This window comes from Alloalcanivorax gelatiniphagus, from assembly GCF_005938655.1.
In the GTDB taxonomy this organism is placed as follows: Bacteria; Pseudomonadota; Gammaproteobacteria; order Pseudomonadales; family Alcanivoracaceae; genus Alloalcanivorax; species Alloalcanivorax gelatiniphagus.
In genome coordinates, this window is the sequence record NZ_VCQT01000045.1 from 259,096 (window position 1) to 280,698 (window position 21,603).

The following is a 21,603-nucleotide window of genomic DNA, read 5'->3' on the forward strand; positions in this document are numbered from 1 at the left end:
AAGGGCGGCTTCGAGCGCGGGCACGGCACATGGCCGGCAAGGCGTTGCTCGCGTTTTAACTTTCAACTTGTAACTTTCAGCCGATCTTTTCAAAACTCCTGACCTGCACCTGAAAGCCGTTGCGCATGGCCAGGAACAGACTCTCGCGCAATACCAGCCCCGAGCGGCCGGCCCAGGTCACCAGATCGGCCTCGTCGAAGCCGAGCCAGAAATCCCCGCAGGCATCCACCGCCCAGCGTTGATCGTGACGGCATAAATCAGTGACCACCAGCACGCCGCCCTCGTTCAGTTGCGCCGCCGCCGCCTTGAGGGCGCTGGCCGGCGAGGGCAGGTGGTGGAGCACCATGTTAAGCACCACCGCGTCGACCCGGGGTAAACGCTCGCCGTCCTGGGGCCATTCGCCGGCCACCAGGGTCACATTGTCCAGTTTCGCCTGGCGCACCCGGCGGCGGGCCAGCGCCAGCATGGCGTCGCTGTTGTCCAGCCCCAGCACCTGCTCGAAGCGCGCCGCCAGGGGCGCCAGAAAGCGGCCATCGCCGGGGCCGATCTCCAGGGCCTGCCGGGCCGGGGTGGCGGCCAGGGCCCGGTCGAGCAGCTCGCAGGCCTGCTCGGCGTACTGCTCGTAGTCGGCGATCAGCTCCTGCTGGCGCGACAGGTCGTCGGCATGGCGGGCGAAAAAGGCCCGGCTCTGGGCCGCCCGCTGGGCCTGCACCCCGGCCAGCCGTTCGGCGGTGCCGGTGTCGAGCGCCGCCTCGTCCAGCTCCTCGAACAGGGCGCCGTGCAGCCTTTCCGTGGGCACCCGGGGCGGTGGCAGCCGCCGCCGATAGAAGATCGAATTGCCCTCCCGGCGCTTCTCCACCAGCCCGGCCTGGGCCAGCACCTTGAGGTGGTGGCTCATGCCCGACTGCTTCATGGCCATGATCTCGCACAGCTCCAGCACCCCGAAGCTGTTCTGGCCCAGCACCTGCAGCACTTCCAGGCGCAACGCATCGCCCGCTGCCTTGAGGAAGGCGGCCAGGGTGTCCAGGGGCTGTTCCAGCGGTGCCGCATCGGTGGTCATAACGGGCGAGTCTAAAGGAAGCGGAAGTCTGCATCAAAGTTTATTGATATAGGTCGCGGAGCCGCAAGCTACAAGCTTCAAGCTACAAGCGCCGACCTGCTTGCGGCTTGGAGCTCGCAGCTTGTGGCGGGGCAAAACCCGGGCGCATCGCGCCCCGGGGTTTGCCCCCACCCCGGGCTTCGGCGACAATAGCGCCCCCTTTCCCCAGCGCTGTTCAAAAATTACCCAGGAGACGTGCATGTCCTCTGCTCCCGCTGCCCGTGATCTCGCCAACGCCATCCGCGCCCTCAGCATGGATGCGGTTCAGAAAGCCAACAGTGGCCACCCCGGTGCGCCCATGGGCATGGCGGACATCGCCGAGGTCCTCTGGCGCGGGTTCCTGAAGCACAACCCGGCCAACCCGCACTGGGCCGACCGGGACCGCTTCGTGCTCTCCAACGGTCACGGTTCCATGCTGCTCTACAGCCTGCTGCACCTGACTGGCTATGACGTGAGCCTGGATGACATCAAGAACTTCCGTCAGCTGGGCAGCCCCACCGCCGGCCACCCGGAATACGGTGACGCGCCGGGCATCGAGACCACCACCGGCCCGCTGGGCCAGGGTTTCGCCAACGCCGTGGGCATGGCCCTGGCGGAGAAGGTGCTGGCCGCCCAGTTCAACCGCGACGGCCATAACATCGTCGACCACAACACCTTCTGCTTCCTGGGTGACGGTTGCATGATGGAGGGCATCTCCCACGAGGCGGCGTCCCTGGCCGGCACCCTGGGCCTGGGCAAGCTGGTGGCGTTCTACGACGACAACGGCATCTCCATCGACGGCGAGGTGGAAGGCTGGTTCACCGACGACACCGTGGCCCGTTTCCGCGCTTACGGTTGGCACGTGATCCCCAATGTGGACGGCCACAGCCCCCAGGAAGTGAAACTGGCGGTGGAGAACGCGCTCAAGAACGGTGATCAGCCCACCCTGATTTGCTGCAAGACCGTGATCGGCTTCGGCAGCCCCAACAAACAGGGTAAGGAAGAGTCCCACGGCGCCGCCCTGGGCGAAGAGGAAATCACCCTGACCCGGGACGCCCTGGGCTGGCACCACGCCGCCTTCGAGGTGCCGGAAGACATCTACCAGGCCTGGAACGCCCGGGCCGACGGCGCCAAGGCGGAGGCCGACTGGCAGGCCCGGTTCGACGCCTACAAGGCCGAGCACCCGGAACTGGCCGACGAGTTCCTGCGCCGCCTGGCCGGCGAACTGCCGGCCACCTTCGAGCAGCAGGCCGATGATTTCATCGCCCAATGCCAGCAGGCCATGGACAAGGTGGCCACCCGCAAGGCCAGTGAGCAGGCGCTCAACGCCTACGGCCCGGCCCTGCCGGAACTGACCGGCGGTTCCGCCGACCTGGGCGGTTCCAACAACACCGTCTGGAAGGGCTGCAAGTCGATCAGCGCCGGTGACGCCAGCGGCAACTACATCCATTACGGCGTGCGCGAGTTCGGCATGACCGCGATCATGAACGGCCTGTGCCTGCACGGCGGCGTGCGCCCCTACGGCGGCACCTTCCTGACCTTCATGGAATACGCCCGCAACGCGGTGCGCATGGCGGCGCTGATGCACCAACCCAACATCCTGGTGTACACCCACGATTCCATCGGCCTGGGCGAGGACGGCCCCACCCACCAGCCCATCGAACAGATCGCCAACCTGCGCATGACCCCGAACCTGAGCACCTGGCGGCCCTGCGACACGGTGGAAACCGCGGTGGCCTGGAAACACGCCATCCAGCGCGCCGACGGCCCCACGGCGCTGATCTTCTCCCGCCAGGGCCTGCCCTGCATAGAGCGCGACGACACCGTGCTCGGCAATGTGGCCAAGGGCGGCTATACCCTGCTGCAGACCGGCGAGGGCCAGCCGGAGGCGATCATCCTGGCCACCGGCTCCGAAGTGGAACTGGCGGTGAACGCCGCCCGTGCCCTGGGCGAGCAGGGCAAGAACGTGCGTGTGGTATCCATGCCCAGCGTCGACGCCTTCCTGGCGCAGAGCGCCGACTACCAGGAGCAGGTGCTGCCGTCCGCGGTGCGCGCCCGGGTGGCGGTGGAAGCGGCCATCGTTGATTACTGGTACCGCTTCGTGGGCCTGGACGGCAAGGTGATCGGCATGCACGGCTACGGTGCCTCGGCGCCGGCCGGCGACCTTTACAAACACTTCGGCATCACCGCCGAGGCGGTCCGCGACGCGGTGGAGACGTTGCTTTGAGGCGCTGTAATCCGGCGCCCGGCGTTCGGCCTTTATGTTGAAAATCGCGATCAACGGCTACGGCCGCATCGGCCGCTCCTTCGTGCGCGCGTTCGCCGAGCGCGAGGCGGCCGGCGAACGGCCGCCGTTCACCCTGGTGGCGATCAACGACCTGGGCCGCGCCGAGGATCTGCTTTACCTGACCCGCTACGACACCGCCCACGGTCGTCTCGACGCCCCGGTGACCCTGGAAGACGGGCGGCTGCGTATCGGCGGCCAGAACCCGCGCCTGTTCAGCCAGGCGCGCCCGGAAGACCTGCCCTGGGGCGAGCTGGGCGTGGATCTGGTGCTGGAATGCTCCGGTCATTTCCGCGCCCACGGTGACGCCTCCCGGCACCTGAACGCCGGCGCCGGACGGGTGATCATCGGCGCGGTGCCCTTCGACCGTGCCGACCAGACCATCGTTTACGGCGTCAACCACCGGGACCTGAAGGCGGACAGCCGGGTACTGTCGGCGGCCTCCTGCACCACCCATTGCGTGGCACCGGTGCTGGCGGCCCTGGACCGTGAATTCGGAGTGCGCCAGGCCCTGATGAAGGAAATCCACGCCTACACCTCGGACCAGACCCTGCTCGACCACGTGCACCGGGACCCGCGCCGGGGCCGCGCCGGCGCGCAGAACATCATTCCCACCACCAGCAGCGCCATCAAGGCGGTGCAGGCGGTGCTGCCGGCGCTGGCCGGCCGCGTGGACGGCCACTCCATCCGGGTGCCCACCCTTAATGTGGCGATGGTGGCGCTGACCCTGCTGCTGGAGCGCACCCCCGCCGCCGGCGACCTGAACCCCTGGCTCAGGCGCCTGTCCCAGGAACAACCGGAACTGATTGGGTACAATGACGAGCCTTTGGTGAGCGTGGATTTCAACCACCGGCCGGAGTCCGCCGTGCTCGACGCCACTCAGACCCGGGTGCAGGGTGAGCTGGTGCAGGTGGTGGCCTGGTACGACAACGAATGGGGCTACGCCAACCGGCTGATCGACTGGGTGGCGGCGATGGCGTCCGACACCGGGAAGACCGCGACAAACTGAACGTTTAGAGCCATCCTGGAAGATGGTATTACGAGGTAAGAGGAATCATGAATTTCAAACGCATGACCGACCTGGATCTGCAAGGGAAACGGGTGCTGATCCGCGAAGACCTGAACGTACCGGTCAAGGACGGCAAGGTGACCAGCGACGCCCGTATCCGCGCCTCGCTGCCGACCATCGAGCAGGCACTGAACGCCGGTGCCCGGGTCATGCTGCTCTCCCACCTGGGCCGCCCCACCGAGGGCGAGTACGAAGAACAGTACTCGCTGAAACCGGTGGCGGAGCACCTGGGTGAGCTGCTGGGCCGGCCGGTGCCCCTGGTCAAGGACTGGCTCGACGGCGTGGACGTGGAAGCCGGCCAGGTGGTGTTGTGCGAGAACGTGCGTTTCAACAAGGGCGAGAAGAAGGACGACGAGGAGCTGGCCCGCAAGATGGCGGCGCTGTGCGATGTCTATGTGATGGACGCCTTCGGCACCGCCCACCGCGCCCAGGCCTCCACCCATGGCGTGGCGCGCTTCGCGCCGGTGGCCTGCGCCGGCCCGCTGCTGGCCAATGAACTGGACGCCCTCAGCAAGGCGCTGCTGGAACCGGCCAAGCCGCTGGTGGCCATCGTTGGCGGCTCCAAGGTCTCCACCAAGCTGGAAGTGCTGGACGCCCTGGCCGACAAGGTGGATCAGCTGATTGTCGGTGGTGGCATCGCCAACACCTTCCTGGCCGCCGCCGGTCACCCGGTGGGCAAGTCCCTGTGCGAACACGACCTGATCCCGGCGGCCAGGAAGCTGGCCGAGAAGGTGCACATCCCGCTGCCGGTGGACGTGGTGGTGGCCAAGGAATTCGCCGAAACCGCCGAAGCCACCACCAAGACGGTGGACGAAGTGGCCGAGGACGACATGATTCTGGACGTGGGCCCGCAGACCGCCCATGTGTTCGCGGCCCTGATGAAGGAAGCCCGCACCATCGTCTGGAACGGCCCGGTGGGCGTGTTCGAGTTCGACCAGTTCGGTGAGGGCACCAAGGAACTGGCGGAAGCCATCGCCGACAGCGAGGCGTTTTCCATCGCCGGCGGCGGCGACACCCTGGCGGCGGTGGACAAATACGGCATCGCCGACCGCATCAGCTACATTTCCACCGGCGGCGGCGCCTTCCTGGAATTCGTGGAAGGCAAGACCCTGCCGGCGGTGGCGGTCCTCGAGGAACGGGCCCGGGACTGAAATCCAAACGGACAACCAGAGGGAAAACATCATGGCTCTGATCAGCATGCGTCAATTGCTGGACCACGCCGCCGAGCAAGGCTACGGCGTGCCGGCGTTCAACGTGAACAACCTGGAACAGATGCGCGCCATCATGGAGGCCGCCGACCAGACCAATTCCCCGGTGATCGTGCAGGCCAGCGCCGGTGCCCGCAAATACGCCGGCGCCCCCTTCCTGCGCCACCTGATCCTGGCCGCCGTGGAGGAGTTTCCGCACATTCCGGTGGTGATGCACCAGGACCACGGCACCAGCCCCTCGGTGTGCCAGCGCTCCATCCAGCTGGGCTTCTCCTCGGTGATGATGGACGGCTCCCTGGGCGAGGACGGCAAGACCCCCACGGACTATGACTACAACGTGGAAGTGACCCGCCGCACGGTGGAAATGGCGCACGCCTGCGGCGTGTCCGTGGAGGGCGAGCTGGGCTGCCTGGGTTCCCTGGAATCCGGCCAGGCCGGTGAAGAAGACGGCATCGGCGCCTCCGGCACCCTGACCCATGAGCAGATGCTCACCGACCCGGAAGAAGCGGCGGAGTTCGTCAAGGCCACCAAGGTGGACGCCCTGGCCATCGCCATCGGCACCAGCCACGGCGCCTACAAGTTCACCCGGCCGCCCACCGGTGACATCCTGGCCATCGAGCAGATCAAGGCGATCCACGCGCGCATCCCGGACACCCATCTGGTGATGCACGGCTCCTCCTCGGTGCCCCAGGACTGGCTGAAGATCATCAACGAGTACGGCGGCGAGATCCCGGAGACCTACGGCGTGCCCGTGGAAGAAATCCAGGAAGGCATCAAGCACGGCGTGCGCAAGGTCAATATCGACACCGACCTGCGCCTGGCCTCCACCGGCGCCATCCGCCGCTTCCTGGCCAACAACACCGCCGAATTCGACCCGCGCAAATACCTGAAGGAATCGGTGGCCGCCATGCGCGACATCTGCATCGCCCGCTATGAAGCCTTCGGCACCGCCGGCAACGCGGACAAGATCAAGCCGATCAACCTGGAAGACATGTTCGGCCGCTACGAAACCGGCGAACTGGACCCTCGCGTCAAGTAAATCCCCGCCTCAACGTAACAAGACCGGGCCGGCGACCGCCGGGCCGGTCTTGTTATTATTCTGTTGATCTGTAACTCTTTGCCCCAAGACCACGGCGGACCCAGGAGTAACAGAATGAGCGCAACCAAGGACAAAGCCGGCGCCGACACCCCCGGCCAGCGTGGCCCCGCCGACCATGAGCGCCGCGAGCAGATCCTGGCGGTGGCCGACGACCTGTTCAAGGCACACGGCTACCGCAAGACCTCGGTCACCGACATCGCCCGCGAGATCGGCGTGTCCGGGGCCTATTTGTATAAGTTCTTCGACTCCAAACAGGCCATTGGCGAGGCGGTGTGCGCGCGCGCCCTGGCGTCCATGGACGACGCCCTGCGCGCGGTGGTCGAGCGCGACCAGCCGGCCACCCAGCGTCTGCGTGATATGTTGAAAACGTTGTTGGAGGAGGGGCTGAGGCTGTTCCTGAAGGAGCGCCGCATGCACGACATCGTGGTGGTCTCCATTGAAAACCAGTGGGCGGTCACCGAGGAGCACAACCAGGCGGTCTACGACGCCATCAAGCGCATCGTCTCCGACGGCCGCGAAAGCGGCGAGTTCGAACGCAAGACCCCCCTCGACGAAGTGTGCATGGCGATCCGCATCACCGCCGCCGCCTACGCCCATCCGGTGCTGCTCAATCGTCTCGGCGACACCGATGAAATGGAAGTGAAACTGTCCGCGGTCACCAACCTGATCCTGCGCAGCCTGGCGCCCTGAGTCGATACTGGCCGGCTATGGTGGCGATAGTTTTTACCTGGAAGGTTATAAGTTGACAGAACTGTAACTTGTAACCATACTGGCACCATCAAGCGTGGGAGGCCAGACAGAGAGCGGTCCCGCCACGCGAAGGGAAACACCCCAATTTGCGAGGTAAGGACCATGAAGAAAGCACTGATGATTCCGTTCGCCATTGCCGCCCTGAGCGCCGCCCCCCTGAGCTTCGCCCAGGCCAACGACTACCTGGCCCAGCGCCAGGGCCTGGACAACCCGGCTTACATCCAGGCGGTTGCCCGGCGGGCCATCGCCGACGGCGAGCAAGCCCGCGCCAATGGTCTGACCCAGGGTCAGGCCCGCGATTACCTGGCCGAGCGCCAGGATCTGGACCAGGGTGCCGCCATCGCCGACGCCTACCGCGATATCCAGGACCAGCAGGCCGTGGTGAAAGTGGAAGGCAATCCGGAAGGCACCCGCGCCGACTACCTGGACGAGCGCCGCAGCCTGGACAACCAGGATCACATCCAGCGGGTGCTGTTCGGTCAAAGCTGAATTCGAGTGCGCTGATTCGAATAGCTGATTTTCGAGGCGGATAACGCCTCCAGGTTTTACCCCCCCCCTCGCCCCGACCCCCCGTCGGGGCTTTTTTTATCGTGAAAATCGATCAGGCGGCCCCGCGCCTGCCCTCCGCGCCCGCTGTAGGAGCGGCTTCAGCCGCGATCAGCCCCGGCGCCATCGTCATCGCGACTGAAGTCGCTCCTACCCAGGCGGCCCGGGGGGGGCACACAGCTCCACTTCCGTCGCGGTTTCGGCGGCGGGGTTTGTTGTAGGAGCGGCTTCAGCCGCGATCAGCCCGGTGCCATCGTCATCGCGACTGAAGTCGCTCCTACGGTTTCCCCCGGAAGGAGCCGCGACCCGGCTGGAGCGAGATTTCCCGGCAGGGCGTGATAAACCTTTTTTATCGATCACCGGCCGGCCTTTTTCTTCGTGGCGCGGAGCGCCTATCATCGGGGTCCGATTGATTGATTGAAGCCGCCATGCCGTTTCCCTTTACCCGCGACGAAGTCCTGCAGCACTGGCAGCCCCTCAACTGGGAAGCCTTCGATCCCCTCAACGAAAGCTCGCGGCGCTACGCCCATTACTACGGCATCGACTTCGACGCCCGCCTGCCGGAACTGCAGCATGGCTTTGGCTATTTCGAGGCCGCCGGGCACACCATCAGCGTGCACGCCTGGCGCCCGCCGGCGCCGCGCGGCACGGTATTGATCTGCCACGGTTACTTCGATCATGTGGGGCTCTACCGGCACATCATCGGCCACGTGCTGGAACTGGGCTACGCGGTGCTGGCCTATGACCTGCCCGGGCACGGCCTCAGCTCCGGGCCGCGCGCCGCCATCGACGATTTCCGCATCTACCGGGAGGTGCTGGAACAGTGCCTGTCCCTGGCGGACAACCACTTCCCGCGCCCCTGGAACGTGATCGGCCAGAGCACCGGCGGCGCCATCGTCATGGATTATCTGCTGCACCACGGGTTCGACCGGGACGACAACCCGTTCGCCAACATCATCCTGCTGGCGCCGCTGGTGCGGCCGTTCAAGTGGGGCACGGCGCGCTGGCTGCACACCCTGGTCAAACCCTTTGCCCGCTCCATCAAGCGGGTGTTCACGGTGAATTCCGGCGACCCGGACTTCCTCGACTTCCTGGAGAACAAGGACCCGCTGCAGGAACATCGCCTGCCGGCCCGCTGGGTCACCGCGCTGAAGCGCTGGTTGCCGGGCTTCGAGGCGGCGGAACGGGTGAAAATTTCACCGGTGGTGATCCAGGGCGACCGGGACGAGACCGTGGACTGGCGCTATAACCTGAAGGTGATCCGCGCCAAGTTCGAGGACCCGGACATCCACATGCTGGAAGGGGCCCGCCATCACCTGGCCAACGAGCGGGACGAACACCGGGAGCGGATCTTCGCCATCATCGACCGCTACCTGGCCTGAGCCCCGGGCGGGGGGCGGCTGAGGGGCCCTGCTGGCGGTCTTTTCAGGCCCCGGGCTGTGTAAAAGAACATTAATTTCCCTGACCTGGGCCGCCCTTTCACTTAAAAATTGCCTAGCACCCACCATGTTATGCGATACATTGTCAGGGGCCGGTCACTTATACTGATGACCGGTACCGACAAAAAACGTGATACCCGCCGTGCAGTCGCCGAGGGAACGACCTACCGTTTTCGGCATCTCGGACGGGCTATATCAGGCTTGTGAAAGCCGAGGCTAAGGAGAGGACCATGAAAAAGACTTTGCTTGTTTCCGCCATCTTGTCCGTTTCCGGTGCGCTGATGGCACCGATGGCTCTGGCGCAGAACACTAATATCGACAGCCAGGACCATATCCGCAAGGAATACAACAAGGCCATGGAGAACGAGAGCCAGGCCAAGGAAATGAACAAGACCGGTGATCCGGAATATCGCCAGGAGCGCAAGAACATCGACTCGCAGCAGAACATCAGCGACGAGTACCACAAGGCGATGAAGAACGAGCGTGAAGCGGCCGAGCGCAAAGGCGCCGGCATGCAGAACGAAGCTAAGCAGCACCTGGAAGAGCGCAAGAACATCGACACCCAGGAGCACATCAGCAAGGAATACCAGAAATCCATGGAAAACGAGAAGAAATAAGCACGCTTTCTTCTCCATGAAAAAGGGGCCCCGAGGGGCCCCTTTTTTGTGGTGGTGGGTTGGGTTACTCCTGGGTCGAGGTGCTCTGGTAGCTCAGGTTGATGCCGCCCACCGGGATGGTCAGGTTCACCTTGCCACCGGGCAGCACCTGGGCCGCCGTGATGTCCAGGGTCACGTCCTTGGCCTGCTGGTTCTCCAGGGCGATGAACAGCCGGCCATCGGGCAGGAAGTCCAGAGTGCCTTCCAGGGTGATCTGGTTGATCGGCAGGCTTTTCACGTTGTGATCCAGCGGCGGCGGCAGGCTCAGCGCCGGCGCGTCGAACAGCAGGTCGAACTGGATCACGAAGCGCGGCGGGTCGCCGGCGGCCGGGTTTTCACCGGGCAGGATGTAGCCCACCGGCGGCCGGGTACGGTTGCCGTTCTCGTCCGGCTGGTAGCGCACCCGCATGATGTTCGGCCCGGTGGCGGTGGGCAGCGGAATCAGACCCAGCTCGCCGAGCTGGCCGAGCACCGGATCTTCCAGTCCCAGCAGGTCCAGCACATCGCCCAGGGTGGTGAGCACGCCATCCAGCACGCCGCCCAGCAGCGGCAGCTCGCTCAGCGAGGTGTCGCCGTTGGTGGTGTCCACTTCCACGCCGATGACGGCGGTGGCGTCCAGATTGGTGAGCGTCACCGTGGTCGGATAGATGCGCACCGCCACGCCGCCCTGGCCACGGCTCAGCTCCGGCGGCAGGTCCGGCTCTTCCTCGTAGCCGAGAATGTCGGTATTCAGGGCGCCGGCGATGTACAGCAGGCGCTGGGCGTTGCAATCCTCCTGTTGGCCTTCGCCGTAGGGCGGCACGCCGCCGAAGCCGCAGCCGGTGTTGGCGGCCACCACCAGGCCGTCGCCGCTGTCGCCTTCCCGGGGCAGGATGCGGGTGGCGTTGGAGGGCGTGGGGGCGTTGTTGTCGGTGATCGGTGACTCACCCTCGTCCACGGCGAAGTTGGCGTTCACGTCCACGGTGGGCAGATTGCTCAGCTCCTGGAAGACGTCCAGGTTGGCCGCCGCGCCCCGGAACACGATGTCCATGTCCGGGCCGCCGGAGGTGCGGTCACCGCCCTGCAGCAGGGCGGTCTGCAGCGGCAGACCCGCCTCGGAGCACAGCGCCTCGCCAGCGCAGCCGCTGGCTTCCGAAGCCAGGGTATAGCGGTACAGCGCCCCTTGTTCCCAGGGCTGGTCCGGCAGGAAGGTGATGGCACGGGGTTCGATCTGCAGCAAACCGGGCACGGTGCCCAGGCAGGTGCCGCTCTGGTCGATACGTTCCACCCGCACGCCGCCACTGCCGCAGGTCTCGCCCAGGGTCAGGGTGGCCGGGTCCATGTTCTGCGAGAAGCGCACGCGGATCGGGCGGTTCGCCGGCATCGGGTCGATGGGCAGCCGGTCCAGCACCACCTGCTCGCTGTCGGAGCTGGAGGAGAGGCACACACCCTGGCTGCCCTTGCCGTTGAAATCACTGAGGTTCAGTTCATCGCTGCTGGCGCAGGGGAAGCCCGGGTACACCACCATGGCGAACGGGCCCCGCTCCACGCTGGTGCCGTCTTCGCTTTCCACGTACTCCGGCAGGGAGAAGGTCAGGGTGTCGCCGCTGTTGACCCGGTCGATGGGTTGCAGCGGGTTGCCGGCCAGGTCGGTGATGCCGGAGGTGGCGGTCACCGCGTACTGCACGCCGAAGTTCACCGGGTCATCCGGGTGGATGATCAGGGCGTTGCCGTTGAGCTGCCAGGAGAACGGCTCGGTGGCGCCGCCCTTGGTGAGCCGCAGGGTGCCGTTCTCGGTGATGCTGAGCGGGTTCAGGGTTTCGTCGAACTGCAGCACGATGGGTTCGCCGGGGATCATGCGGTCGGCGAATTCTCCCGGTTGCCAGGACAGCCGCAGCCGGCCGTTCTGGGTCACCGCCTGCAACTGCGGGCCGGTGTTGTCCTGCTCCGGCGCCGGGGCGTTGATCTGGTCCTCGTAGGATTCCATGCGGAAGCTGAGCAGGCCGTGGTGGTTCTCGATGCCCAGCACCCGAGGCTCCACCACGGTCAGGGCGTCGGCGCGCAGCCGGCCGTCGCTGACGCTGGCCTGGCCGATCAATTCCAGATGCAGCAGGTTCTGGGTAAAGGCACCGTTGGCGCGTGCGTCGGCGGTGGTGGTGGCCACGTCCATGTACAGGCGCAGGTTACGCGGCGCATTGGGGTTGTTGGAGTTGGGGTTGGGGAACAGATAGCCGGTGGCGTCGGTGATCATTTCCACCGTCAGCGCGCCGGAATCGAAGCCCACCGGCACCTGGCCGCCGATAAATACTTCCAGGGCATCGCCCACCAGGCGGGAACCCCGCGCCACGCGCAGCGGCGTGACCTGCGGGAAGTTGGGCTGGAACGCCAGTTCGCCGAACACATTGCCGGTCTGTTTGGAGGCGGTCTGGTCCTGCAGCACGGTGCCCTTCACCGGCACGCAGTTGATCGGCTCGCCGGTCAGCGGCGAAGTGCGCACGTTCTGGTCCAGGCAGCCCAGGTTGGGGTCCGCCGCCGGCACCTCGGTGACCAGCGTGGCCCGCTCGCCGGTGGGCGAGGCGGTGTTGCGCGGCTGCACTTCCCGCTGGAACGGCTCGATGGTTTCGTCGAAGCGGCTGCGCAGGCCCGCCACGGTGAGCCGGTAGGTTTCCCCGGGGGTCATGTCCTGCAGCGGGTCCACGGTGAGGGCGTTGCCCTTGGCCACCAGCACCGCCGGCACCAGTTCGTCACCGCGCATCAGCTTGACGGTGTCGCCGTAGACCGCGCTGTTCTCATCCAGCGGATGGCTGACGCGCAGCCGGAACGAAGAGAAGTCCACGGTCATGAACTGTTCGTCGTCCGGGAAGATGCTGGCTACCTGAAACGCCGGGGTCTCTTCCTGCAAATTCACCGGCCCTTCCAGGGCCGGGCGGGTGGTGAACTCCAGCACGCCGTCGTTGGGGAACACCACTTCGTCGCCGTTGAGCGTCACGTCACGCAGGGTGACACCGTAGCCGGTGATCGGCTGCAGCGCCTCGGTGGGCTGCAGCACCACGCCCCGCCCCCCGTCCACCGGGCGCAGATCGAACTGCACCGGATTGCCGTCGGCGTCGGTGAACCGGAAGTTGGCCTTGCTGGTGTCCACCGGTGCGCCGAAGCGCAGCACCACCGGCGCGGTGGGCGCCACGTTGCGCTGTTGATCCAGGGGGTAGGAGTAATACAGCGCTTCGCTGCTGGTGGGTGAGCGCGGGGTCAGTCCGCCGCCGCCGCCACCGCTGCTGCCACCACCACAGGCGGCCAGCGCCAGGGCGGTGCCAAGAGTGGCTATTGTCAGAGTAGGACGCATGGGAGCACCTCGTTATTGGAGTTATTGCTTCATATGCAATTCATAAAGCAAAAACGGGGGGCTCTGCCGTATGAAAAAGGTTGGAAAGCGTACAAGGAAGCAGGGGAAGGTTGCGGAACGTAGCGGGCGGGTAGCGCAGTGTTGCGGCACGGTAAAGCAGGGCGGATGAGGAGCCAAGCTCGCGGCTGAAGCCGCTCCTACGGGGGTTGCAGGAGCGGCTTTGGCCGCGATCAATCAGTAAACCGACACTCCGCCGCCTTCGCCCACCAGCACCACGTCCGCCGGACGGCGGGCGAACAGGCCGTTGGTGACCACGCCGGTGATGTTGTTCAGGGTGGTTTCCAGCTCGATGGGGTTGAGGATATCCAGGTTGTGCACGTCCAGGATCAGGTTGCCGTTGTCGGTGACGAAACCTTCCCGGTACTCCGGCCGGCCGCCCAGGGCCACCAGCTTGCGGGCCACGTGGGAGCGGGCCATGGGAATCACTTCCACCGGCAGCGGGAAGCGGCCCAGCCGCTTGACCTGCTTGGAGGCATCGACGATGCAGATGAACTCCCGGGCCACCGCCGCCACGATCTTCTCGCGGGTCAGGGCGCCGCCGCCGCCCTTGATCATCTCGCGGTGCTCGTTGACCTCGTCGGCGCCATCCACGTACACCGGAAGACGATCCACATCGTTCAGCTCCAGCACCGGGATGCCATGGCCGCGTAACCGCTCGGCGGTGGCCTCGGAACTGGCCACGGCGCCGGGGATGCGGTCCTTGAGCGCGGCCAGGCCGTCGATGAAATGGTTGGCGGTGGAGCCGGTGCCCACGCCCACCACTTCGCCTTCCACCACGTAGCGAAGAGCCGCCTCGGCCACCTGCTTTTTCAGCGCGTCCTGATCCATTCGAACTTTCCTGTCTGAGTCGCGGCGGATTATACGGGCCGACGGCGATTGGATACAGGATGAAGGATGCAGGCGCGCGGGAAAGGCCGATGGACGCTCCGGCCCCGGGGCCCGTAAACTAGCGGTTTTACCTTTCCGGACTTTCCATGCCTGCGATGCTTGATCAATACGTGAAACGGATTCTCCAATCCCGCGTCTACGACGTGGCCCATGAAACCCCGATCCATGCCGCGCCGATGATTTCCAAGCGCATTGGCAACCGGGTGTTGCTCAAGCGGGAGGATCTGCAGCCGGTGTTTTCGTTCAAGCTGCGTGGCGCCTACAACAAGCTGGCGGCCCTCACCGACGAGCAGCGCGAGCGCGGGGTGATCTGCGCCTCCGCCGGTAACCACGCCCAGGGGCTGGCCCTGGCCGCCAGCGCCATGGGCGTGCGCGCGGTGATCGTGATGCCGCGTACCACCCCCGAGATCAAGGTGAAGTCCGTGCGCCAGCGCGGCGGCAAGGTGGTGCTGCACGGCGACGGCTTCGACGAGGCCCTGGCCCATGCCCGCAAGCTGGAAGAGAAGGAGGGGCTGACCTTCGTGCACCCCTACGACGATCCGGATGTGATCGCCGGCCAGGGCACCGTGGGCATGGAAATCCTGCGCCAGCAAAGCCGTGATCTGGACGCCATCTTTATCCCGGTGGGCGGTGGCGGTCTGGCGGCGGGCATCGCCGCCTATGTGAAGTACGTGCGCCCGGACGTCAAAATCATCGCCGTGGAGCCGGAGGACGCCGCCTGCCTGAAGGCCGCCTTGGAGCGCAAGCGCCGGGTGACCCTGTCCGAGGTGGGTCTGTTCGCCGACGGCGTGGCGGTCAAGCAGATCGGCAAGGAGACCTTCCGCATCCTGCGCGACCATGTGGACGAAGTGATCACCGCCACCACCGATGAAATCTGCGCCGCCATCAAGGATTCCTTCGAGGATACCCGGGCCATCTGCGAGCCCGCCGGGGCGCTGGCCCTGGCCGGCCTCAAGAACTGGGTGCAGAAGCACGGCGTGGAGAACAAGACCCTGGTGGCGATCCAGAGCGGCGCCAACGTGAACTTCGACCGCCTGCGCCATATCTCGGAGCGCTCCGAGGTGGGCGAACAGCGCGAGGCGATCCTGGCGGTGACCATTCCGGAAAAGCCCGGCGCCTATCGTAACTTCCTGCAGGTGGTGGGGCGCCGCAGCATCACCGAGTTCAACTACCGTTATTCCGGTGAGCACGAGGCCAACATCTTTGTCGGCATCCAGATTCGCCCGGGTGGCACGGACCTTGCTCCCCTGTTGGAAGAACTGCGCGAAGCGGGTTATCCGGTGGTGGATATGACCGGCAACGAAATGGCCAAGCTGCACATCCGCCATATGGTGGGCGGCCATACCTCACGCCAGGACCTGGACGAGATGCTGTTCCGGGTGGAATTTCCGGAGCGGCCGGGGGCCCTGCTGAAGTTCCTGCTGTCGCTGGGCCAGAAGTGGAACATCAGCCTGTTCCACTACCGTAACCACGGTGCCGCCTACGGGCGGGTGCTGGTGGGCTTCCAGGTGCCGTTCGGCGACCGGGGCAACCTGCGCAAGGACCTGAAGAAGGTGCCTTATCCGATGGTGGAAGAGAGCGATAACCCGGCCTATCGACTGTTTTTGAACTAAAACGGGGCATCCCGGGTCCCAACTTCCGTTGCCTTTTTACGGATTTTACGTTACGCATGGATGTGCGTAACAGGCGCCGTGAAGCTGGTGAGTTGGCCGGTAGTTTTGTTAAGAAGCGTGAGGATCAGGCTGTAACTGCTTGACCTCGCGGGCTTTTTCTGGAGAATTTTGATCCACATCTCATGCTGTTACGAAAAATGTCGTATCATGTCAGATCTTTCGCCCTCGCTGGGCACGGGGATACGGGAAACGCCGCATCGGCGCCACGGTACCAACCGGCTGGCGCCATACAAAGCGGGGTTCCGTTGAATACAGTACCGCGCCGCGGGACCGTTCCGGTCGCCGGCATTGTTATTTGGGGATTTGCAGCACAATGAAGAAAAAGCCCGACGCCCTCGTCGTTCTTGCTTTTGTTTTTGCTCTTGGGGTTCTGGTCAGCACGCTGACCCACGGTGGTAACGACGCCGATCTGGAACGCTTCGCCAACTCGGCGGGCGTCAAGATCAGCGTATCGAATCCGTGACCACCTGATCCAGCGGCCGGTCCCAGACCGCCTCGTCGACACGGGGCAGCCGCTGGAATTCAAACGCCACACCGATCAAATATGGACGCCGGGGCCGGCGCGCCAGATCGGCCAGTGCGCGGTCGTAAAAGCCACCGCCCATGCCCAGCCGGTGGCCCCGGTCATCGAACCCCACCAGCGGCACCAGGATCGCATCCAGCGCCCAGGCCGCCCGAGCCCGCTCGCGGCGGGCCGGCCCGCCGATGCCGAACCGGTTGGCGCGCAGCCGCCGCTGGCGCCGCCACAGCCGGAAATGCATCCGACCCCGATGCACCCGGTCCAGCGCCGGCAGATACAGCCGCGCCCCCTGGAAGCGGCCCGCCGCCAGCCCCGGCAGCGGGTCCATCTCGCCATCCCCGGCCAGATACAACGCCACCTCGCCAAACCGCCGCGGGCCCAGCGCCCGGGACAGATTGCGCGCGAAACGCCGCTGCGCCCGCCGCCGCTCGCCGGCGGGCACCGCACGGCGCCGCGCGCGCAGGGCTCGCCGCAGGGACGCTCTTGAAGGTCTGGAATGGCTCATGGGGAGGCGATCAATGACGGGGCGGGCGCCCCTTTCAACTTTTAACTTTCAACTTGCAACACGTTCTTGATGGGCACCGCCATCGCGGTCCAATGACCGCTCCTACAGGGCGCTTGCCCGAAATAAAGCGTGCCTCCCGAACCGCCGCTGCGGGTGTGGCCCTTGAACCGAAAGGTTCAAGGCGGGAACCTCAGGCTAATGCCCTTAGGCTTTCCGCTCGGAGGCGGACATGCGCACAGGCACGCCAATTCGATCCCCTTTGGGTAAAGCATCGGCTCAGGGACATAACCCGGCTGGCGCACGGTCCAGGAAGCACTTGGGAAACAGTATAGCAGGGAGGAACGGGTCGGTCAGGGCTTGACAGGCGTGGGTGTCTGGCTTTCTTCGAAGGCGCGGATTTCATTTTCCAGCCGGCTCAGCAGGCCTTCCACCCGGGCGTCGCTGTCGGCGTCGCTGTCCAGGTGCTCGCGGGCCTCCAGCAGTTCGTGGCTCATGTTCAGCGCCGCCATGATGGCGATGCGCTCCAGCCCGATCACATTGGCCTGGCGTACCTCGCGCATCTGATCATCCAGATAGCGGGCGGCGCGCAGCAGGTTGTCCTGCTCGCCGGGCGGGCAGGCCACGCGGTACTCCTTGTCCAGCAGATGTATCACCAGGGAGCTGCCGCTCATGAATCCTCCTGCTCCAGGGACCGCAGGCGCGTTATGATGGCCTCCACGCGGCTTTTCGCCAGATCGTTTTTCTTGATCAACTGGGCGCGCTCGTCGAGCAGGCGGGTTTCCCGTTCGCGCAGCAGACGGTTCTCCTGGCGCAGGTGCGCGGAGATTCGCAGCAGCTCGTCCACACGGGCCTCAAGTTGCTGGAGTTGTTGATCCGTCGTCATGGCAAATTGGTCGCTGTTCGCCTAATGTTACGCCCCTGGGTTAAGCCCCCGATCCGGGCCCTTTTCCCCGCCTTTGACGGGTTTTTGTACTATAGGTGGGGCCCCAGGAAGGGTCAACGAAATTCCAAGGTGCGAGAAAGACTTAGCGCCGTTTCCGAGAACCGTTACTGAAGAGTCCGATGTCTGATCTGCCCGATTTTGAACGCCTTGCCCAGAACGCCTCCGCCGCCGGTCTGGCCACCTCCCCCAGCGAGCTGCACGGGGTCATCTGCGGCCTGCTGGCCACCGGCCACGGGCAGGAAGATGCCGCCCTGCTGGGGATTCTCGCGGCCCACGCCGAGCAGCCCGAGGGGCTGGGCGGCGACCTGGCCGGTGACCTGATTGAATGGCGCGACGCCGCCAGCGAGGGGTTCGCCGGCACCGGCCTGGACCTGGCCCTGCTGCTGCCCGGCGACGAGGAGGAGCTGGGCCTGCGGGTGGCCGCCCTGGGCCAATGGGCGGAGGGCTTTCTGGTGGGCTTCGGCACCGGCGCCGCCGGCATCAATGACAGCCAGCTGTCGCCGGGTGTCCAGGAAGCGCTTTCCGACCTGTCCGCGATCAGCCAGGTGAGCACTCCGGAGGACGACGGCGAGGAGCAGGAGCAACTGCTGGAGCAGGTCACCGAGCACTGCCGGGTGTCGGCGCTGATGATCTACACCGACCTGGTCATGAAGCCCGCCGCCAAACCGGATGACGGGCCGTCCAAGCCGACCCGGCACTGAAGCCGGCATCCGCCCTATTAAATCGCGCCACCGTTGCCAGACACCGTTGACGTTGAAAGGAGCCCCATGAGCATTCGCCCCGAGGAATTCCAGCAGCGCCGCGCCGAATTGATGGCGCAGATGGAACCCAACAGCATCGCCATCCTGGCCGCCGCCCCGGAACGCACCCGTAACCGGGACGTGGAGCACCCCTACCGGCAGGACAGCGATTTCTGGTACCTGAGCGGCTTCCCGGAGCCGGAAGCGGTGATGGTGCTGCTGCCCGGCCGCGAGCACGGCGAGTACGTGCTGTTCTGCCGCGACCGCGACCGCGCCCGGGAGATCTGGAACGGCTACCGGGCCGGCCCGGAAGGGGCGGTGGCGGACTACCGCGCGGACGACGCCTTTCCGATCAACGACATCGACGACATCCTGCCCGGCCTGGTGGAAGGGCGGAACCGGGTCTATTACGACCTGGGCCGGGACGCCGGCTTCGACCGCCGCCTGATGGGCTGGGTCAACACCATCCGCGAGCGGGTGCGCATCGGCGCCCAGCCCCCCGGCGAGTTCGTCGCCCTGTCCCACCTGCTGCACGACATGCGCCTGTTCAAGAGCAAGGCGGAGGCGGACCTGATGCGCCGGGCCGCGCGCATTTCCGCCGGCGCCCATGTGCGCGCCATGAAAGCGGTGCGCCCGGGCATGTACGAATACCAGCTGGAAGCGGAATACCTGCACGAATTCATGCGCCACGGCGCCCGCAGCCCGGCCTACCCGAGCATCGTCGGCGGCGGCGCCAACGGCTGCGTGCTGCACTACATCGAGAACAACGCCGAACTGAAGGACGGCGACCTGGTGCTGATCGACGCCGGCTGCGAGCTGGAAAACTACGCCTCCGACATCACCCGCACCTTCCCGGTGAACGGCACTTTCAGTGGCGAACAGCGCGCCCTCTACGAGCTGGTGCTGCGCTCCCAGTACGCCGCCATCGCCGACACCCACCCGGGCCACCACTGGAACGTGCCCCACGAAACCGTGGTGCGCATCCTCACCGAGGGCCTGGTGGACCTGGGCCTGCTCAGCGGCCAGGTGGACGACCTGATCGAGGAAATGGCCTACCAGCGCTTCTACATGCATCGCACCGGCCACTGGCTGGGCCTGGACGTGCACGACGTGGGCGATTACCGGGTGGGCGGCGAATGGCGCCAACTGGAACCGGGCATGACCCTCACCGTGGAACCGGGCCTCTACATCGCCCCGGACGACGACACCGTGGAAGAACGCTGGCGCGGCATCGGCATCCGCATCGAGGATGATGTGCTGGTCACCAAGGAGGGGTGTGAGGTGCTTACCGCCGATGTGCCGAAGGATATCGACGATATCGAAGCGCTGATGCGCGAGGCGCGGGCGTGAACAGCTGCAAGCTTCAAGCTTGCTGTAGGAGCGGCTTTAGCCGCGATACCGGTGGGCCGTCATGGAATGGGCCCGCCGGTCTTCGACCGGCGATCGCGGCTAAAGCCGCTCCTACAGCGGGCCGTCCGTCGCGGAGCCGTTCATGCGAGGCGCGATCATGGATGCCTTGAATCAGGCCGGCGGCGCGCCGCTGATCGTCGGCGGTGGCATGGCCGGGGCGGCGCTGGCGTTGTTGTTGCGCCACCATGGCACGCCGGCGGTAACGCTGGTGGAGAGCCATGCGATCGCCGCCGGGGAGCCGCCGGATACGCCCAGCTTCGACGCCCGCAGCACGGCGTTGTCCGCCGGCAGTCTGGCGACCCTGGCGAAGCTGGGGTTGCTGGAGGCGGTGCTGGAGCGGGCGGCGAGCATCGAGACCGTGCATGTGTCGCGCCGGGAGCGGCTGGGCATCACCCGGCTGCACGCCGGCGAGCACGCCCTGCCCCGGCTGGGCGCGGTGGTGGAGAACCGCTGGTTCGGCCATGTGCTGCTGCGCGCGGTGGAGGCGGACCCGGCCATCACCCTGCGGGCGCCGGCCCGGGTCACCGGCATCCGGCGGCTGGCGGACGGTTACACCGCCACCTTCGAAGATGGCGACAGCCTGGATACGCCGCTGCTGATCGCCGCCGACGGGGCCCGCTCGCAAACCCGGGACTGGATGGGCATCACCGCCCGCCATGAGGATCTGGGGCAGGACGCCCTGATCGCCAACCTGGGGTTGGCGGAGCCCCACGGCGGCGTGGCCTTCGAGCGTTTTCTGGACGACGGCCCCCTGGCGCTGTTGCCGCTGCCGGACCAGCGCATGGCGCTGGTCTGGACCGGTCCCCGGGAGCAGGTGGACGCCTGGATGGCCCTGGACGACGACGGCTTCCTGGCCGCCCTGCGCGAGCGCGTGGGCGCCGCCGCGCCCCGGCTGGCGCGGGTCGGCGAGCGCCACCGCTACCCGCTGATTCTTACCGAAGCCTGCGGCCAGGCGGTGCCCTTCGGGGCGGTGGTGGGCAATGCCGCCCACACCCTGCACCCGGTGGCCGGCCAGGGGTTCAACCTGACCTTTCGGGATCTGGCCCTGCTCGCCGAGCGGGTCGGCGGCCAGCCGGACCCGGGCCGCCTGGACCGGCTCTCCGCCTGGGCCGCCGAACGGCGCCGCGACCAAACCGACATCGGCCAGGCCTCCCGCTGGCTGCCGGAACTGTTCCGCGTCCGCCACCCGCTGTTCGCCCACACCCGCCAACTCGGCCTGCTGGCCCTGGATCTGTTCCCGGCGGCCCGTAAGAGCTTCGCGCGGCGGGCCATGGGGCTATGAAATTGTCAGTTGAAAGTTACAAGTTAAAAGTTAAAAGGAAAACCGGCGCGGGCACGATGATTTCCAAGGCGTGGGCGTTGCCCGCGTTTCAACTTTTAACTTTGAACTTTCAACTCCGTCCTTCGCTGACC

At 66.0% G+C, this 21,603-nt stretch carries 19 protein-coding genes and 1 other RNA gene; 13 read left to right on the plus strand and 7 right to left on the minus strand.

All coding sequences use genetic code 11. The features are described 5' to 3' along the window. Positions 1-76: 76 nt before the first annotated feature. Positions 77-1,060, minus strand: a complete 984-nt coding sequence (locus FGS76_RS16975; protein ID WP_138773832.1) for an ArsR/SmtB family transcription factor — start codon at positions 1,058-1,060, stop codon at positions 77-79. Between the two features lie 238 nt (positions 1,061-1,298). Between FGS76_RS16975 and tkt the strand changes: the two genes are divergently transcribed. The 8 genes from tkt to FGS76_RS17015 all read left to right on the plus strand — a co-directional run bounded on the left by tkt (position 1,299) and on the right by FGS76_RS17015 (position 10,090). Next, positions 1,299-3,305 carry a transketolase gene (gene tkt / locus FGS76_RS16980; protein WP_138773833.1) on the plus strand — a complete coding sequence of 669 codons (2,007 nt, stop codon included), beginning with the start codon at positions 1,299-1,301 and terminating at the stop codon, positions 3,303-3,305. A 34-nt stretch (positions 3,306-3,339) separates the two neighbouring features. Then, positions 3,340-4,371, plus strand: coding sequence for a type I glyceraldehyde-3-phosphate dehydrogenase (locus tag FGS76_RS16985; protein ID WP_138773834.1), 1,032 nt, complete (start codon positions 3,340-3,342; stop codon positions 4,369-4,371). Between the two features lie 47 nt (positions 4,372-4,418). Continuing rightward, positions 4,419-5,582, plus strand: coding sequence for a phosphoglycerate kinase (locus tag FGS76_RS16990; protein WP_138773835.1), 1,164 nt, complete (start codon positions 4,419-4,421; stop codon positions 5,580-5,582). A 31-nt stretch (positions 5,583-5,613) separates the two neighbouring features. Then, the gene (fba, locus tag FGS76_RS16995; protein WP_138773836.1) at positions 5,614-6,678 is read left to right on the plus strand and encodes a class II fructose-bisphosphate aldolase; all 1,065 of its coding nucleotides are present in this window, start codon (positions 5,614-5,616) and stop codon (positions 6,676-6,678) included. A gap of 114 nt (positions 6,679-6,792) precedes the next feature. Then, positions 6,793-7,428, plus strand: a complete 636-nt coding sequence (locus FGS76_RS17000) for a TetR/AcrR family transcriptional regulator (RefSeq protein WP_138773837.1) — start codon at positions 6,793-6,795, stop codon at positions 7,426-7,428. A 162-nt stretch (positions 7,429-7,590) separates the two neighbouring features. Further along, positions 7,591-7,977 (plus strand): hypothetical protein, encoded by a 387-nt coding sequence (locus FGS76_RS17005; RefSeq protein WP_138773838.1) that lies wholly within the window; start codon positions 7,591-7,593, stop codon positions 7,975-7,977. 470 nt (positions 7,978-8,447) lie between these two features. After that, positions 8,448-9,416, plus strand: coding sequence for an alpha/beta hydrolase (locus tag FGS76_RS17010; protein WP_240692586.1), 969 nt, complete (start codon positions 8,448-8,450; stop codon positions 9,414-9,416). A gap of 287 nt (positions 9,417-9,703) precedes the next feature. Further along, entirely contained in the window at positions 9,704-10,090 is a 387-nt protein-coding gene (locus tag FGS76_RS17015; RefSeq protein ID WP_138773840.1) for a hypothetical protein, read from the plus strand. 64 nt (positions 10,091-10,154) lie between these two features. On the opposite strand, the gene FGS76_RS17020 is transcribed toward FGS76_RS17015, so the two are convergent. Together FGS76_RS17020 and rpiA are read right to left on the minus strand one after the other, a co-directional pair. After that, a complete protein-coding gene (locus FGS76_RS17020; RefSeq protein WP_138773841.1) occupies positions 10,155-13,451 on the minus strand; it encodes an Ig-like domain-containing domain in 3,297 nt (1,098 codons plus the stop codon). Between the two features lie 234 nt (positions 13,452-13,685). Continuing rightward, positions 13,686-14,339, minus strand: a complete 654-nt coding sequence (gene rpiA / locus FGS76_RS17025) for a ribose-5-phosphate isomerase RpiA (RefSeq protein ID WP_138773842.1) — start codon at positions 14,337-14,339, stop codon at positions 13,686-13,688. Between the two features lie 155 nt (positions 14,340-14,494). Here rpiA and ilvA point away from each other — a divergent pair, with 155 nt between their 5' ends. Continuing rightward, positions 14,495-16,012 (plus strand): threonine ammonia-lyase, biosynthetic, encoded by a 1,518-nt coding sequence (gene ilvA, locus FGS76_RS17030; RefSeq protein WP_138773961.1) that lies wholly within the window; start codon positions 14,495-14,497, stop codon positions 16,010-16,012. Positions 16,013-16,385: 373 nt separating this feature from the next. Further along, positions 16,386-16,535, plus strand: coding sequence for a hypothetical protein (locus tag FGS76_RS19490; protein ID WP_170214502.1), 150 nt, complete (start codon positions 16,386-16,388; stop codon positions 16,533-16,535). Here FGS76_RS19490 and FGS76_RS17035 read toward each other — a convergent pair. From FGS76_RS17035 to FGS76_RS17050, 4 genes are all read right to left on the minus strand, one after another. After that, positions 16,516-17,097 carry a 5-formyltetrahydrofolate cyclo-ligase gene (locus FGS76_RS17035; protein WP_138773843.1) on the minus strand — a complete coding sequence of 194 codons (582 nt, stop codon included), beginning with the start codon at positions 17,095-17,097 and terminating at the stop codon, positions 16,516-16,518. The genes FGS76_RS19490 and FGS76_RS17035 overlap by 20 nt on opposite strands. A 129-nt stretch (positions 17,098-17,226) precedes the next feature. Continuing rightward, a non-coding RNA gene (gene ssrS, locus FGS76_RS17040) (6S RNA) lies at positions 17,227-17,412 on the minus strand. Positions 17,413-17,447: 35 nt separating this feature from the next. Further along, positions 17,448-17,768: a cell division protein ZapA gene (locus tag FGS76_RS17045; RefSeq protein ID WP_138773844.1), complete on the minus strand. Its 321-nt coding sequence runs from the start codon at positions 17,766-17,768 to the stop codon at positions 17,448-17,450. After that, positions 17,765-17,980, minus strand: coding sequence for a TIGR02449 family protein (locus FGS76_RS17050; protein WP_138773845.1), 216 nt, complete (start codon positions 17,978-17,980; stop codon positions 17,765-17,767). Before FGS76_RS17050 ends, FGS76_RS17045 begins: the two co-directional genes overlap by 4 nt. 179 nt (positions 17,981-18,159) lie before the next feature. Between FGS76_RS17050 and FGS76_RS17055 the strand changes: the two genes are divergently transcribed. From FGS76_RS17055 to FGS76_RS17065, 3 genes are all read left to right on the plus strand, one after another. Next, positions 18,160-18,741, plus strand: a complete 582-nt coding sequence (locus FGS76_RS17055) for a UPF0149 family protein (protein ID WP_138773846.1) — start codon at positions 18,160-18,162, stop codon at positions 18,739-18,741. 66 nt (positions 18,742-18,807) lie between these two features. Further along, entirely contained in the window at positions 18,808-20,130 is a 1,323-nt protein-coding gene (gene pepP, locus FGS76_RS17060) for a Xaa-Pro aminopeptidase (protein WP_138773847.1), read from the plus strand. A gap of 142 nt (positions 20,131-20,272) precedes the next feature. After that, on the plus strand, positions 20,273-21,472 hold the full coding sequence (locus FGS76_RS17065) for an FAD-dependent monooxygenase (RefSeq protein WP_240692587.1): 1,200 nt from the start codon (positions 20,273-20,275) through the stop codon (positions 21,470-21,472). Positions 21,473-21,603 lie beyond the last annotated feature (131 nt).